Origin of the sequence: Micromonospora sagamiensis, from assembly GCF_014680085.1 — a bacterium.
GTDB lineage: Bacteria > Actinomycetota > Actinomycetes > Mycobacteriales > Micromonosporaceae > Micromonospora > Micromonospora inyonensis.
On record NZ_AP023438.1, the window covers coordinates 1,460,202 to 1,474,372 of the forward strand.

General features: G+C 73.1%; 14 protein-coding genes. 4 read left to right on the forward strand and 10 right to left on the reverse strand.

Features of this window, described 5'->3' with window-relative positions; translation table 11 throughout:
• Positions 1-234: 234 nt before the first annotated feature.
• On the reverse strand, positions 235-1,032 hold the full coding sequence (locus IGA62_RS06045) for a S1 family peptidase (protein WP_145815883.1): 798 nt from the start codon (positions 1,030-1,032) through the stop codon (positions 235-237).
• A gap of 241 nt (positions 1,033-1,273) precedes the next feature.
• Between IGA62_RS06045 and IGA62_RS06050 the strand changes: the two genes are divergently transcribed.
• A complete protein-coding gene (locus IGA62_RS06050) occupies positions 1,274-3,304 on the forward strand; it encodes a hypothetical protein (RefSeq protein WP_145815882.1) in 2,031 nt (676 codons plus the stop codon).
• Between the two features lie 175 nt (positions 3,305-3,479).
• On the opposite strand, the gene IGA62_RS06055 is transcribed toward IGA62_RS06050, so the two are convergent.
• On the reverse strand, positions 3,480-4,019 hold the full coding sequence (locus IGA62_RS06055; RefSeq protein ID WP_145815881.1) for a hypothetical protein: 540 nt from the start codon (positions 4,017-4,019) through the stop codon (positions 3,480-3,482).
• Positions 4,020-4,130: 111 nt separating this feature from the next.
• On the opposite strand from IGA62_RS06055, the gene IGA62_RS06060 reads away from it, so the two are divergent.
• On the forward strand, positions 4,131-4,457 hold the full coding sequence (locus tag IGA62_RS06060; protein WP_145815880.1) for a hypothetical protein: 327 nt from the start codon (positions 4,131-4,133) through the stop codon (positions 4,455-4,457).
• A 28-nt stretch (positions 4,458-4,485) separates the two neighbouring features.
• Here IGA62_RS06060 and IGA62_RS06065 read toward each other — a convergent pair whose 3' ends face one another.
• The 4 genes from IGA62_RS06065 to IGA62_RS06080 form a co-directional block, all read right to left on the reverse strand.
• Positions 4,486-4,953: a ribose-5-phosphate isomerase gene (locus IGA62_RS06065; RefSeq protein ID WP_091459373.1), complete on the reverse strand. Its 468-nt coding sequence runs from the start codon at positions 4,951-4,953 to the stop codon at positions 4,486-4,488.
• 90 nt (positions 4,954-5,043) lie between these two features.
• On the reverse strand, positions 5,044-6,246 hold the full coding sequence (locus IGA62_RS06070; protein ID WP_145815879.1) for a DUF1015 family protein: 1,203 nt from the start codon (positions 6,244-6,246) through the stop codon (positions 5,044-5,046).
• 46 nt (positions 6,247-6,292) lie between these two features.
• A complete protein-coding gene (locus tag IGA62_RS06075; RefSeq protein WP_190289259.1) occupies positions 6,293-6,526 on the reverse strand; it encodes a hypothetical protein in 234 nt (77 codons plus the stop codon).
• Positions 6,527-6,655: 129 nt separating this feature from the next.
• A complete protein-coding gene (locus IGA62_RS06080) occupies positions 6,656-7,276 on the reverse strand; it encodes a DsbA family protein (RefSeq protein WP_145815877.1) in 621 nt (206 codons plus the stop codon).
• Positions 7,277-7,514: 238 nt separating this feature from the next.
• Between IGA62_RS06080 and pepN the strand changes: the two genes are divergently transcribed.
• A complete protein-coding gene (pepN, locus tag IGA62_RS06085; protein ID WP_145815876.1) occupies positions 7,515-10,064 on the forward strand; it encodes an aminopeptidase N in 2,550 nt (849 codons plus the stop codon).
• A gap of 174 nt (positions 10,065-10,238) precedes the next feature.
• On the opposite strand, the gene IGA62_RS06090 is transcribed toward pepN, so the two are convergent.
• The 4 genes from IGA62_RS06090 to IGA62_RS06105 all read right to left on the reverse strand — a co-directional run bounded on the left by IGA62_RS06090 (position 10,239) and on the right by IGA62_RS06105 (position 13,536).
• The gene (locus tag IGA62_RS06090; protein ID WP_145815875.1) at positions 10,239-10,646 is read right to left on the reverse strand and encodes a DUF5130 family protein; all 408 of its coding nucleotides are present in this window, start codon (positions 10,644-10,646) and stop codon (positions 10,239-10,241) included.
• A complete protein-coding gene (gene ctaJ, locus IGA62_RS06095; RefSeq protein ID WP_446685884.1) occupies positions 10,633-10,938 on the reverse strand; it encodes an aa3-type cytochrome oxidase subunit CtaJ in 306 nt (101 codons plus the stop codon). The genes IGA62_RS06090 and ctaJ overlap by 14 nt, the downstream gene beginning before the upstream one ends.
• A 54-nt stretch (positions 10,939-10,992) precedes the next feature.
• Positions 10,993-12,459, reverse strand: coding sequence for an amidase (locus IGA62_RS06100; RefSeq protein ID WP_145815874.1), 1,467 nt, complete (start codon positions 12,457-12,459; stop codon positions 10,993-10,995).
• Between the two features lie 174 nt (positions 12,460-12,633).
• Positions 12,634-13,536 carry a tryptophan 2,3-dioxygenase gene (locus tag IGA62_RS06105; RefSeq protein ID WP_145815873.1) on the reverse strand — a complete coding sequence of 301 codons (903 nt, stop codon included), beginning with the start codon at positions 13,534-13,536 and terminating at the stop codon, positions 12,634-12,636.
• A 144-nt stretch (positions 13,537-13,680) separates the two neighbouring features.
• On the opposite strand from IGA62_RS06105, the gene IGA62_RS06110 reads away from it, so the two are divergent.
• Positions 13,681-14,160, forward strand: a complete 480-nt coding sequence (locus tag IGA62_RS06110; RefSeq protein WP_145815872.1) for an Lrp/AsnC family transcriptional regulator — start codon at positions 13,681-13,683, stop codon at positions 14,158-14,160.
• Positions 14,161-14,171 lie beyond the last annotated feature (11 nt).

The following is a 14,171-nucleotide window of genomic DNA, read 5'->3' on the forward strand; positions in this document are numbered from 1 at the left end:
ATGGGAATATGTAACTTTCGGTGATGGGATTCCCGGTGGATCGGTGTTCCTACTCGGGGCCCGTGGGCACACGCCGGTGACCCGGCCGACGAATGTTCCGTCGGCCGGGTCACCGTGGAGGGAAGCCTCCCGAGCCACCACGGGATCGCACCCGCTCCGGTCGTCGTGGAGGGTCGACCCCGTCGCGGAGGGTCGGCTCCGTCACGACCGGTCGGTGGCGCGGGTCACCGCCGGTCAGCCACCGAGGCTGGCCGCCGCCGAGGCGATCGCCGAGGCGAAGTAGCTCACCTGGGTGTAGACACCGGGGTAGCCCGCGCGGGCGCAGCCGTTGCCCCAGCTCACGACGCCGACCTGGATCCAGGCGTTGTTGGCGTCGCGGCGGAACATCGGGCCACCGGAGTCGCCCTGGCAGGTGTCGACCCCACCGCTGGCGTAGCCCGCGCAGATCTCCTCGGCCGGGATGATGTCGCCGCCGTAGTTGGCCTGGCAGGTGGCGTCGTCGACGAAGGGCACGTTCGCCTTGAGCAGGTAGCGCTGCTGCGCCCCGCCCTCACGGGCGGCGCCCCAGCCCGCCACGGTGAACATTCCGTTGTCGTACGCGGTGGTGTTCGCGATCTTCAGGGTCGGCAGCGTGGTGACCGGGGTGGCGAGCCGGATCAGGGCCCAGTCGTCGCCGGACCCGTTGTAGCCCGGCGCCCGGTAGACGTAGTTCGAACGGACCGTGATCCGGCTGGACGACTGGAGGTCGACCACCCCGAGGGTGGCGGTGATGGTGGTGTTCGCGCCGGTGCGGCCCACGCAGTGCGCCGCGGTCAGCACCAGGTTCCGGCTGTAGAGCGAGCCGCCGCAGCCCATCGAGAGCCGGACCATCCACGGGAACTCGCCCTGGGCGGCCGGGGTGCCGCCGACGACGTACGGGGTCACGTCGGCATCGGGCTGGGCGGCGGCCGGTGCCGCCACGACGAACGAGCCCACGGTCACCGCCGCCAACGCGACGGCCGTGCGGTGGAGCAGTCTGCGCCAACGTGCCATTGGAGCCTCCCGAACCTGGGGGTGGCACGCCGCGGCGTGCCGAGATCACGATGGCCGAAGCCTACGTTTTTCCATCGATGATTGGCAATGCATGACGACTATTCCGCATTCGTCATACCACCGCCCGCGCGCCCGACCGCCCAGAGTGCACAATGATCGACCCGACGTTACGTATTGACGTCGATCTTTATACGGGGTGTGATGGGCGTAACCTGCCGGCCACCCGCTCCCGGAGGGGCCCATGCGTCCTCGAAGCACGCACGTACTCCGCTCCGCCGTCCTGGCGCTGCTGCTCGCCGTCCCCGCCGCCGCCGTACCGGCGTCCGCCGCACCCCCGTCGGCATCCGCCCGGGACGGGGGCACCGCGAGCCTGGCCGACGGCTGCGACCCGGTCGACCCGGCCGCCTGCCTGCTGCCGTTCCCCAGCGACCTGTACACCGTCGCCGACCCGGCCACCGACACCGGGATCCGGGTCGACCTGCAACGCTCCGCGATGCCGGAGAACATCTTCGGCGCCAACATCGACCCGACGGACTGGAACCGCAACGACGGGTTCTCCCCCGGCTCGATGCTGCTCACCCGGATACCGGGGCTCGACCCGGTGGCCTCCGGGATCGCCCCCTCCACCGACATCGGCCGGTCCCTCGCGCCGGACGCCCCGATCGTGCTGGTCAACACCCGGACCGGGGAACGGCACCCGTACTGGGCCGAACTCGACGCCAACGCGGCCGACGCCCCGGACCGCCAGGTGCTGATCATCCGGCCGGCGCGCAACCTCGACGAGAACACCCGGTACGCGGTGGGCCTGCGGAACCTCCGCGACTCCGCCGGCGCGACGATCCCGGCGTCGGAGCTGTTCACCACGCTGCGGACGCCCACCGCACCGGCCGACCCGGCGCTGCACCGGCGCTGGGAGTACGCGCAGCGGGCCATCGGCGCGCTGGACGCCGCCGGCGTCGACCCGGCCAGCCTGCATCTCGCGTGGGACTTCACGGTGGCCAGCGGGCGCAACCTGACCGAACGCGTCCGGCACATGCGCGACGACGCGTTCGGCCAGCTCGGCACGCTCGCCCCGACGGTGACCGTCGACCGGGTCACCGACTACACCGCCGAGCAGGACCCGGACGTCCGCCGGCAGGTCGAGGGGACCGTACGGGTACCCAGCTACCTCGACACCGCACTCGGCCTCCCCGGCTCCCGGCTCGACTACGGCCCGGACGGGCTGCCCGAACGACGCGACCTGACCCTCGCGGCGAAGTTCTACTGCAACATCCCCCGCTCGGCGAGCGCCGCCACCCCGGCCCGCCCGGCCCTGTACGGCCACGGCCTGCTCGGCTCCCCCACCGAGATCGACTCCCGCAAGCTCAAGCAGTACGCCCGGGAGTCCAACTCGATGCTCTGCGCCACCCCGTGGATCGGCATGGCGACCGCGGACATCCCGAACGTCGTCTACTCCCTCGGCGACTTCTCCCAGTTCGGCTCGATCCCGGACCGGACCCAGCAGGGCTTCCTGAACTTCCTCTTCCTCGGCCGGGCCCTGATCCACGCCCGGGGCGTCACCGCGAAGGACGCATTCCGGGACGCCGCCGGGCCGCTCACCCGCTCGGGGAGCGGCCAGCTCGTCTACCTCGGCAACAGCCAGGGCGGGATCCTGGGCGGGGCGCTCTGCGCCGTCGCCACCGACTTCACCCGCTGCTCGCTCGGCGTACCGGCGGCGAACTACTCCACCCTGCTGGACCGCAGTGTCGACTTCGACCAGTTCCACCCGGTCTTCCACAACGCGTACCCCGACCCGGTCGACCAACAGCTCTGCCTGGCCCTGGCCCAGATGCTCTGGGACCGCGGAGAGGCGAACGGGTACCTGCACCACCTGACCCGCGACCCGCTGCCCGGCACCCCGGCCAAGCAGGTGATCATGGTCGAGGCGTTCGGCGACCACCAGGTGGCGAACGTCGCCACCGAGGTGCAGGCCCGCACCATCGGGGCACACCTGCGGACCCCGGCGCTGGCGGCCGGTCGCAGCCGTGACGTCGTACCGTTCTGGGGCATCCCGGCGGTCCCGGCGATGCCCTACGCCGGCAGCGCCCTCGTCATGGTCGACAGCGGCTCGCCGGCGCCCCCGGCCGGGAACACCCCGCCCCGCGAGGGCCTCGACCCGCACGGACACCCCGCCAACTCACCGCAGATCCGGGCGATGATCGCGCACTTCCTCGACTCCGGAACGCTGGTGGACACCTGCGCGGGAGCCCCCTGCACGGCGCCCACCGGGTAGGGTCGCCTCGCCCCGGGCCGGCGGCGGCACGGCAGGGCCCGGTGGGGATGAACCGCGGCCGGCCGGGTAACCCCGGTCGACCTGGTGGAGGAGGACCGCTGTCGCGGTGGGCCCGCGACGACGACGCCCGGGCGGGCGGCACGATGCCGACCCACCCGGGCGTCACGCGTACGCCTCAGCCGCCGGTGACCCAGTTCCAGGCGGAGACCACCCACCCGGTCTGCTGGAGGTAGGCGATACCGACGCCCGCCAGGAAGACCGCGGTGACCGCGTGCGCCCCCCGCGCGCTGCGCCGCACCCGGCCGAGCTGACGCTCCCAGACCAGCCGGCCGAGCAGCCGGGCGAGTGCGAAGAGACCGGCGGCGACCAGCAGGGTCAGCAGGAAGGTCACCACCGGGGAGGTCAGGTCACCCCGCGACGAGATCGCCCAGATGCCCCAGCAGACGAAGGCGAAGAGTCCCCCGGCGGCGGTCCACTCGGCCCCGTTGCGCCACTGGGCGAGGTACCAGCTCAGCGGGCGGGACGGCCCCGGGGAGAACCAGCCCGTCGGCTCCTCCGGCTCGACCGCGGGGAAGGCCTCGGTGCGCGGAGCCCTCGGTCGACCGACCGACGCCACCCCCCGTTGGAAGCCGTCCCGTTGGGAAGGAATCACCGGGCCGGAGTCCTTCGGCACCTCCACGGTCCGCTCCGCCCACGGCTGTGTCTGGTCTGACATCTCAATTTCCTCCCTGACGCCGGCCCTGCGGATCGGTCTGTCCCTTCCGAGGGTAGCCAGCGCGCACCGCAGGCGACGCGGGCGCATCCCCCGGTGCGGTACCGTCGGCGGATGGCGGACACCGAGCGACGGCGACGGCGCCAGCGGCACCCGGCGGGACACGACCGGGAGCAGACGGGCAGTGCGGCGACGACCGCCGGGACGCACGACGGGACGCACGCCCCGGGCCGTCGTGGAGGCCCGGAGGAGCGCGACGGCGACCGGGGCCTGCGTGGCCTGGTCGGCTCGGGCACCTCGCAGGTCGGCGTCACGGCGGCGCTGCGGGCGCGGGACGCCAGCCGACCCACCGAGCAGGACGTGGCCGACGCCGAGGCCGGACTGGTGCTGGTCCGCCGCAACTGGGTGCCGCGCGACGAGCTGCCCCGCCCCGGTCGCTGACCACCCCTGCCGACCCGGACCGCACGCCTCAGGGCAGGTCGGGCAGCTTTCCGGAGGTCTCGTACGCGGAGACCTGGGCGATCCGGCGGGCGTGCCGCTCGTTGCCGGAGAAGGGCGTGCCGAGGAACGCCTCGACGATCGCCGTGGCCTCGTCCAGGGTGTGCTGCCGGGCGCCGACGGCCACCACGTTGGCGTCGTTGTGCTGCCGCGCCAGTTGCGCGGTGTCGGTGTTCCAGGCGAGCGCCGCCCGTACCCCGGGGATCTTGTTGGCGGCGATCTGCTCGCCGTTGCCCGAGCCGCCGATGACCACTCCGAGGCTGCCCGGGTCCCGCACCACCCGGTCACCGGTGTGCAGGCAGAACGCGGGGTAGTCGTCGTCGGGGTCGAAGGCGTGCGGGCCGACGTCGACCAGCTCGTACCCCTGCGTGGCCAGGTGACTGGCCAGGTGCACCTTCAGCTCGAAACCGGCGTGGTCGGATCCCAGGTAGACGCGCATACCGCGCAGTCTGTCAGGCCGGTCTCCGCGGTGTCGCCGAGGGCGGCACCGCGGATCCGGTTCGTCACACCCCGGGGGGCTCGTCGCGGGTCAGCGGGACAGCTCCGCCACCACCAGGCCGCCCCGCGCCTTCGGGGTGAACCAGGTGCTCTTGCGGGGCATCTTCTCCCGGGCCAGGTTGACCGCCACGAAGTCGTCCACGGTCACCGGCGCGATCAGGACGGCCAGTTCGGCGCGGCCCGCGTCCACCTCGCCGGTCAGCCAGCTCGCCGGGTAGTCGCCGCCGACGTAGGTGATCCGCTTGTCGCCCGGGTCGAGCCCGAGGGCGTCCCGTAGCAACAGCCGCTCGACCAGCGCGTGGTCCAGGTTCTCCAACTGTCCGGCCGGCTCGTCGTGGGGCAGGGTGACCGCGTACCCCCGGCCGGCGAGGCGGAGGTGCACGGTGCCGCCGGCCGCCGGGACCTCCACCGGGCCGTCGATCGGGCGGATCTCCGCGCCGGCCGCACGGAGCCGGTCGAGCAGCTCCTCCGGGCTGCTGGTCAGCTCGCTGACCAGCCGGTTGTAGGGCTGGATCGCCACCGACCGGGGCGTGGTGACCACGGCCAGGAAACGCGGCAGGCCACCGGTCTGGGCGGCCAGGCTGCGGTGGTTGCCGTCCGCGACGACGAGTTCACCGCCGCCGGCCAGCGCGGTCAGCTCGTCCTGCTCCGGGCCCGGCCCGACCAGCCAGATCGCGTGGGTGCGCCCGGCCTGGTCGGTGTCGGTGGCGGCGGGCGGGCCGGCCGCCTCGGTGGCGGCGGCGAGCCGGGCGTGCAGTTCCTCGCCCGTGCCGGTCTGGAGCAGCAGCACCGGCGACAGCAGGTGCCCGAGCGTCTCGGCCAGCGCGACCCGCTCCCGCACCTTGGCGATGAAGACGTCCTCGTTCCGGATCACCAGACCCGGCTCGTCGCGGCTCGTGGAGATCTGGTCGGTGTCGACCATCGCGAAGATCCCGTACGCGGGTTCCTCCCCCGCCGCGCTGATCCGGTAGAGGACGACCACCTGCTCGGCGGGGGTGTAACTGCCGTCGGCCTTGGCCTCGGCGAGCCGCGCCACCGCGTCGGGGAGGGCGTCGAGGAACGACCTGCCCAGGCTCTCCGGCGCCCGGTGGGGCATCTCGATGCCCAGGGCACTGTGCGGATTCGCCTCGATGATCGCGGTGATCTCCGCGTCGTCGGCGAACTCGTCGTAGTTCTGCGCGCCGGTGCCGCCAGTGGTGATCCAGGCCCGGGCGATCGGATGCACGACCGTCATGTGCGTTGACGCTACCGGGTCCACCAGGTGAAAGGAGGGCCCCCTGTCACCGCTGCCCGGGACGGGGTGCTCCCCCGCCGCCACCCCCCGCCGGACGGTCGGCCGCCCGCGCGACACCCACCACGATCGGCGGGGCCAGCAGGTCCCCCAGGTGCGCGGGCAGCCCCGGCCGCCAGGACGACCAGGCGCCGGCGTCCACCGACCAGTACGACTCGCCGGGCGGCGCGGCGACCGGCCGGCGAGCGGCGTGACGGGTGGACGCGCGGCGGTGGTTCGCCATCGGGATGCCTCCGGGGCGGACGCGGCCCGGTGCGGGCCGGCGGGAGCGACACCGGATGCAACGACCCCGGCACCGCCCGGTGACGGACGACGGCCCGGTCACCCGCGCTCCCACCGGCCCGACGGCCGATCACTCGAAGCTGGGCTCGACGTCCCGGGAGCGCTTCAGCTCGAAGAAGCCGGGAGTACCGGCGACCAGGAGGACACCGTCCCAGAGCCGTCCGGCCGCCTCACCCTTCGGCGCGGGGGTGATCACCGGGCCGAAGAAGGCGACCTGCCGGCCGTCCGGGCCGGGAGCGTGGATCACCGGGGTGCCGACGTCCTGGCCGACCGGGTCCATGCCGGCGTGGTGGCTGGCCCGCAACGCGTCGTCGTAGTCGGTGCTGGTGGCCGCCGCCGCCAGCGCCGGGTCCAGCCCCGCGTCGGCCAGCGCCGCGGCGATGGTGTCCGGGCTGCGCTCCCCACCGAGGTGGATCCGGGTGCCCAGTGCGGTGTAGAGCTTCCGGAGCACCTCCGTGCCGTACCGCTGTTCGGCGGCGATGCAGACCCGGACCGGGCCCCAGGCGGCCCGCATCAGCTCCTGGTACCGCTCGGGCAGCTCCCGCCCCTCGTTGAGGACCGACAGGCTCATCACGTGGAAGCGGACGTCCAGCGGACGGACCTGCTCGACCTCCAGCAGCCAGCGGGAGGTGATCCACGCCCACGGACAGGTCGGGTCGAACCACATGTCGACGGTGACGCGTTCGGCCACGGTGATTCCCTTCACGAAGCCGGCCGCGCCGGCGGCGCGGCACCTTCCTCGATCTTCGTCCTCCGCGCCGTCGCCCGGCAGCGCATTCCACGGTGACCTCGGCCACCGCCCGCGACAACCTCGCACGCCGGTCAGGGCGCCTGCATGGAAGACTCGAATCCGCTGTCGGTCCGGCCACCGGGCCGGCAAGCTGGCAGGGACGCCGTTGACCGTGGGATGGAGACAAACAGTGCCGGGAGTGCGCAACCTGACGCAGGTGGAGGCGACCGAACGGGCCCGCCTGCTCGACGTGACCGGGTACGACATCAGGCTGGACCTGTCGTCGGCGGTCCAGCCGGCCGACGGCCACACGTTCAACTCGGTGACCGAGGTCCGCTTCCGGTGCAGCGAGCCGGGTGCGAGCACCTTCATCGAGGTGGCGGCCGAGTCGGTGCGGTCGGCGACGCTCAACGGCACGCCGCTGGACACCGGCGACTGGTCGGCGGAGAAGGGGCTGGTGCTGCCGGGCCTGGCCGCCGAGAACACCCTCGTGGTCGACGCCGACTTCGCGTACTCGACGAGCGGGCAGGGCCTGCACCGCACGGTCGACCCGGTGGACGGTGAGACGTACCTCTACAGCCAGTTCGAGACGGCCGACGCGCAGCGTGTCTTCGCCTGCTTCGACCAGCCCGACCTGAAGAGCGTCTACACCTGGCACGCCACCGTCCCGGAGCACTGGCGGGTGGTGTCCAACATGCCGGTCGAGCGGGACGAGCCGGCCGCCGAGGGGTGCAAGACCGTCCACTTCGTCGAGTCGGCGCGGATGAGCACCTACATCACCGCGCTCTGCGCCGGCCCCTACCACGAGGTGCGGGACAGCCACGACGGCATCGACCTGGGCCTCTTCGTCCGGGCGTCGATGGCCCGGTACCTCGACTCCGACGACCTGTTCCTGATCACCAAGCAGGGCTTCGACTTCTTCCACGAGCAGTTCGGCGTGCGATACCCGCTGCCGAAGTACGACCAGCTCTGGGTGCCCGACTTCAACGCCGGGGCGATGGAGAACTTCGGCTGCGTCACGCACGCCGAGTCGCACTACATCTTCCGGTCCCAGGTCACCGACTTCGAGTACGAGCAGCGCGCCAACACGATCCTGCACGAGATGGCGCACATGTGGTTCGGTGACCTGGTCACCATGCGCTGGTGGAACGACCTGTGGCTGAACGAGTCGTTCGCCGAGTGGGCCAGCCACTGGTGCAACACCCACGCCACCCGGTTCACCGACGCCTGGACGACCTTCCTCTCCGTCCGCAAGAACTGGGGCTACCGGCAGGACCAGCTCTCCTCCACCCACCCGGTCTACTGCGAGATGCCGGACCTGGAGGCGGTCGAGGTCAACTTCGACGGCATCACGTACGCCAAGGGCGCCAGCGTGCTCAAGCAGCTCGTCGCGTACGTCGGGATGGAGCCGTTCCTGGCCGGCCTGCGCAGCTACTTCGGCAAGCACGCCTGGGGCAACGCCACCTTCGACGACCTGCTCTCCGAGCTGGAGGCGGCCTCCGGGCGCGAACTGCGCAAGTTCGCCGCGCAGTGGCTGGAGACCGCCCAGGTCAACACGCTCCGCCCCGAGGTGGGCATCGACGCCGCCGGCACCTACGAGCGGGTGGTGGTGCGCCAGGACGCCCCGGCCGAGCACCCGACGCTGCGTACGCACCGGATCGGGGTGGGCCTCTACGACCTGACCGACGGCCGGCTGGTGCGCCGGGAGCGGATCGAGGTCGACGTGACCGGCGAGCGCACCGAGCTGACCGCGTTGCACGGCAAGCCCGCCGCCGACGTGCTGCTGCTCAACGACGACGACCTCAGCTACACCAAGCTGCGCCTCGACGAGCGGTCCATGTCCACCGTGGTACAGCACATCGCCGGATTCGAGTCGTCGCTGGCCCGGGCCCTGTGCTGGACCGCCGCCTGGGACATGGTCCGGGACGCGGAACTCGCCGCCCGCGACTACGTGGCACTGGTGCTCGCCGGGCTGCCCGCCGAGGCGGACATCACCCTGGTCACCGCGACGCTGCGCCAGGCGGTCAGCACGCTGATCTTCTACGCCGACCCGGCCTGGGCCCCCACCGGCTGGGCCGAGCTGGCGCGTACCGCGAAGGCGGCGATGCAGGCCGCCGCGCCGGGCAGCGGCTTCCAGCTCGCCTGGGCGCGGTCGTACGCCTCGGCGGCCCGTTCCGCCGAGGACCTGGCCACCCTGCGCGGCTGGCTGGACGGGTCGAACGTGCCGACCGGGCTCACCATCGACACCGAGCTGCGCTGGACGCTGCTCCAGGCGCTGGTCGCCAACGACCGCGCCGGGGCCGCCGAGATCGAGGCCGAACTGGAGCGCGACAAGACCGCCAGCGGCGAGCGCGAGGCGGCGTACGCGCACGCGCTGGTGCCGACGCCGGAGAACAAGGCCGCGGTCTGGGCCCAGCTCACCGGCACGGAGGCACTGCCGAACTGGCGCAACCGGGCGCTGTTGCAGGGCTTCGCGCACCCGGCCCAGGTGGAGCTGACCGAGGTCTACCGGGAGCGGTACTTCGCCACCGTGGCGCAGGTCTGGGCCAACCGGGACAGCGAGCCGGCACAGGAGTTCACCCAGCTGGCGTACCCGGCGTACCTGGTCTCGGAGGACACGGTGGCCGCGACCGACGCCTGGCTGGCCGGCGAGGGTCACCCGGCGCCGCTGCGCCGCCTGGTGGCCGAGGGGCGCGACGGCGTGGTCCGGGCTCTGAAGGCCCGTGCGAGGGATGCCCGGAGCGCCTGACCGGCACCGACCGAACCGGGGCGGGCGCGGGTCACCCCCGCGCCCGCTCCGGCCCGTTACGGTTACCGGCGGACCCTCACCCCGGCCGCCTGGCCCCGCTGAGCCACCGGGCCCCGCAGACACCGACACCCGGTCCGCCGAGCGGCGGGCCGGGTGTCGTCGTACCGGGGTGGGTCAGCCCTTGCCGGCGTGGGTGGCGAGCTGGTCGAGACCGTTGATGATCCCGCCGGCCAGGTCACCGCCGCCGAAGGCCGCGACCATGGAGAGCGCGGCGAGCTTGGCGTACGTGTCCGGGATGCGCTTGCGGGCCTGCTTGCCGGTGACGATCTCCAGCCGGCGCTGGTTGGGCGACACGGCGATCAGGACCGAGCGGTCCGGCTCGGCGAGCTGCCGGTGCAGCCGCTCGGCGTGCTCGCGGGCCGGCTCGTCGAGACCGCCGACGAAGACCGAGAAGACCAGCCCGGTGCCCTGGTCGGCCAGGCGCAGCGCCTCGTCGATGCGGAGCAGCTGCCGGGTGGTGAAGGGGCCGTCCAGCACCTCGGGCGGGGTGCCCGCCTCGATCTGCTTCTCACCAACGGTCACTTGCGCCTCCGGTTGCCCCGGCCGGCGCCTCGATGCCGGCCTGCTCCTGCTTACGGCTGCTCAACGCCGGGGCCTGCGCGCCCGCGGCCAGCGCCGTGCCGGCCGAGTCGGCCAGCTGCTCCGGCCGGGCGAGGAACCAGACCGGCGTGAAATCGAAGGGCCGGCCCGGCCGGTAGCGCTTGGCACCACCACGGCCGCCACGACCACCACCGGCGAGGGCCAACCCGGCGATCACCAGCGTCGCCGCCGCCGGGATGCCGACGAAGACCACCAACGTCTCGGTAACAGACAATCCCAACGCCCCCAGGCGGAAAGAGAGACCAGATCCACCGGGCCGGATCGGGCGTCATGGTGTCGCCCCTCCGACCCCGCTGCTGTTCACGTTAGCGGAGCCGGCCGCCCGCCATATCGCGGGGTGGCGATGATCCCACCCGCCGTCGGCCTGTTCGACCTCGGCGGCAGCGGCCAACAGCCGGGCGTCGTCGCCGTACCGACCGGTGAGTAGGACGCCCACCGGGAGCCCCTCGCCGGTCCGGCCGACCGGCAGCGAGACGGACGGCTGGCCGGTGAGGTTGAAAACCGCGCAGTACGGCGAGAACCGCCGCTGCCGGTCGAAGTCCTCCGCCGGGTCGACGCCGGAGTGGAACCAGCCGACCGGGGCCTGCGGGGTGGCCAGGGTCGGGCAGAGCAGCAGGTCGACCCCGGCGGTCCGGTGGGCACCGAGGCGGACCAGGGCCTGGAGTTCGGCGAGGGTGCCGGTCAGCGCGGCGGCGCTCACCCGCGCGCCCCGCTCGCGGAGGAACCGGGTCAGCGGCAGCAGGTCGGACTCCCGCTCCGGCGCCACCGGGGCGAGCGCCAGGACGTACCACACGGTCTCGAACAGTGGCCACGACTCCGGACCGAGCGGCGGCTCCACCTCGACCACCTCGTGCCCGGCCCCGGCGAGCAGCGCGGCGGCCCGGTCGACGGCGGCCACACAGTCCGGGTGGACCGGCTCGTCGACGAGCATCGGGCGGGTGAAGCGTCCCACCCGCAGCCGGCCGGGCGTGGCCCGACGCGCCGCCGCCAGGTGACCGCCGGGCGGCGGCGGGGGTGGCAGGTAGGGCTCCCCCGGCACCGGGACGGCCAGGACGTCCAGCAGCGCGGCGACGTCGGCCACGGTCCGGCCGATCGGGCCGTTGGTGGGCAGGCCGAACGCGCCGAAGCCGAGCGGGCCACCGGAGACCAGCCCCCGGCTCGGCTTGAGACCGACCAGCCCGCACAGGGCGGCCGGGATGCGCACCGAGCCGCCCCCGTCGGAGCCCTGGGCGACCGGCACCAGGCCGGCCGCGACGGCCGCCGCCGCCCCGCCGCTCGACCCGCCCGCCGTGTACGCCAGGTCCCACGGATTGCGGGCCGGCGGCGCGACCAGCCCCTCGGAGTAGAGCGAGCAGCCCAGTTCCGAGGTGGTGGTCTTGCCGAGGCTGACCAGCCCCGCGTCCCGCAGGTGTCGCACCACGTCGGCGTCGACGGTCGGGACGTAGTCGGCGAAGGCGGCCGAGCCGAACGTGGTTCGCACCCCGGCGGTGAGGGTCAGGTCCTTCACCGCCGTCGGCACTCCGTGCAACGGCCCCCGCTCGGCGGCCGGCACCGCGTCGGCGGCACGGGCCGCCCGGCGGGCCTGTTCGGGGGTGACGGTGACGAACGCCCCGACGGTGTCGCCCAGCGCGTCCACCCGGGCGAGGTGGTGCGCGACCAGCTCGACGCTGGAGAGCTCACCCCGGGCGACGGCGGCGGCCTGCTCCAGCGCGTCCAGGTCGTGTGGCTCGGCCATGCCGCCATCCTCCCCCGCCCGCCGGCCCACGTCGACCGCGGCACGCGCCCGCCGCCTGGCCGGTGGTCGGACGCCCGGGTTTGATGCGGGGTAGGTGGATGCAGGGGCCCCCTGCTCATCAGAAATGAGTAACAGGGGGCCCCTGCATCCACCACAGCAGCAGGGCGGGGGCGCTCACATGGCGGTGCGGGCCGACCAGAGTTCCGGGAAGACCACCCGCTCCATGCTGCGGCGCAGCCAGGACAGCCCGGCCGAGCCGCCGCTGCCCACCTTGGCGCCCATCGCCCGCTGCACCGCCTTGAGGTGCTGGTACCGCCAGTCGCCGAACTCCTCGGCGACCGTGGTGAGCGCCTCCCCGAGCATCCGGAGATGGTTGTCGGGGCCGGCGTCGCCGTAGACGTTCACCCAGGCCGACTCGACCAGCGGGTGCGACTCGTGTTCGACGGCCACGTCCCGGTCGAGCAGGTCGGTCGGAAGGTCGAAGCCGTGTCGGGCGAGCAGGGCGATCACGTCGTCCCACACGCTCGGCGCGTCGAGGACGGCGCGCAGCTGCGCGTACACCTCGGTCTGCCGCCGGAACGGACGGATCAGCGCCGGGTCGCGGAGCCCGAGCAGGAACTCCAGCTCCCGGTACTTCGCCGACTGGAACCCGGAGCCCTCGCCGAGCAGGTCGCGGAACCGGTTGAAGTCGGCCGGCGTCATCCAGCGCAGGCTCTGCCAGGCCGCGTTGAGGCCCTCCAGGTGCAGGGCGGTACGACGCAACGGGGCCAGCGCGTCGAAGATCCGGTCGGCGCGGAGCAGCCGCTGGGCCTCCCGCAGCTCGTGACAGGTCAACCCGAAGTACAGCTCCATGATCTGGCTGACCATCAGGAAGGACATCTCACCCGGGTCGCCGCTGAGCGGCTGTTGCAGCGTGTGCAGCGTGCTGGCGTGCACGTACGCGTCGTACGGCACCCGCTCCGTGAACTCCAGCGTCGGGCTGCCCCCGTTGCGGGCCGCCCGTACCGCGCGCTGCCGCGGCGTCACCGGGCGAACCGTCGCGGTCAGGGTGGGCGCCCGCAGGTCCGTCTTCTCCACCTGTGTCTCCCTCCGTGAGCCGATGACCTCATGATCTCGCGGTCGCAACGCCGGATGGAATGCCGGAACGATGGTCCTTGCCCCTCGCCACCTGTCGGGGCGAAGGTGAAATGGTTACCTGGCTTCAGGAAAGGAAGGTTGAGCGTGGACGACATGGATTGGGCGCTGTTGCGGGAGTTGCAGGCCGACGCGCGCCTGTCGTTCAGTGAGCTGTCCCGCCGGGTCCACCTCTCCCCACCGGCGGTCGCCGAACGGGTACGCCGGCTGGAGGAGTCCGGGGTGATCACCGGCTACCACGCCCACGTGGACCTCGCCCGGGCCGGTCGGAGCGTCCTCGCTCTGATCAGGATGTCCTGCTACGGCCCCCGGTGCATCCTGCACGACCCGGCGGTGGCCGACTGGCCGGAGATCCTGGAGATCCACCGGATCACCGGGGACGCGTGCAGCATGCTCAAGGTCGCTGCCGGCTCGATCGACGAGTTCGAGGCGGTGATCGATCGCCTCGCCCCGTACGGCCAGCCGTCCAGCACGATGGTCCTCTCCACCCCGCTGGGCTGGCAGCCGGTCACCCCGCTCGGGTCGGAGCCGGCCGACCGCCCGGAACCGCCCGGCCGCCGCCGCTGATCCGCGCCGAG

What these genes read in the sequence shown, in the direction of transcription:
- IGA62_RS06055 (WP_145815881.1), bottom strand. Translation starts at nt 4,019, where the DNA reads ATGTCAGACCAGACACAGCCGTGGGCGGAGCGGACCGTGGAGGTGCCG.
- IGA62_RS06065 (WP_091459373.1), bottom strand. Translation starts at nt 4,953, where the DNA reads ATGCGCGTCTACCTGGGATCCGACCACGCCGGTTTCGAGCTGAAGGTG.
- IGA62_RS06045 (WP_145815883.1), bottom strand. Translation starts at nt 1,032, where the DNA reads ATGGCACGTTGGCGCAGACTGCTCCACCGCACGGCCGTCGCGTTGGCG.
- IGA62_RS06075 (WP_190289259.1), bottom strand. Translation starts at nt 6,526, where the DNA reads ATGGCGAACCACCGCCGCGCGTCCACCCGTCACGCCGCTCGCCGGCCG.
- IGA62_RS06100 (WP_145815874.1), bottom strand. Translation starts at nt 12,459, where the DNA reads ATGGCCGAGCCACACGACCTGGACGCGCTGGAGCAGGCCGCCGCCGTC.
- IGA62_RS06060 (WP_145815880.1), top strand. Translation starts at nt 4,131, where the DNA reads ATGGCGGACACCGAGCGACGGCGACGGCGCCAGCGGCACCCGGCGGGA.
- IGA62_RS06070 (WP_145815879.1), bottom strand. Translation starts at nt 6,246, where the DNA reads ATGACGGTCGTGCATCCGATCGCCCGGGCCTGGATCACCACTGGCGGC.
- IGA62_RS06050 (WP_145815882.1), top strand. Translation starts at nt 1,274, where the DNA reads ATGCGTCCTCGAAGCACGCACGTACTCCGCTCCGCCGTCCTGGCGCTG.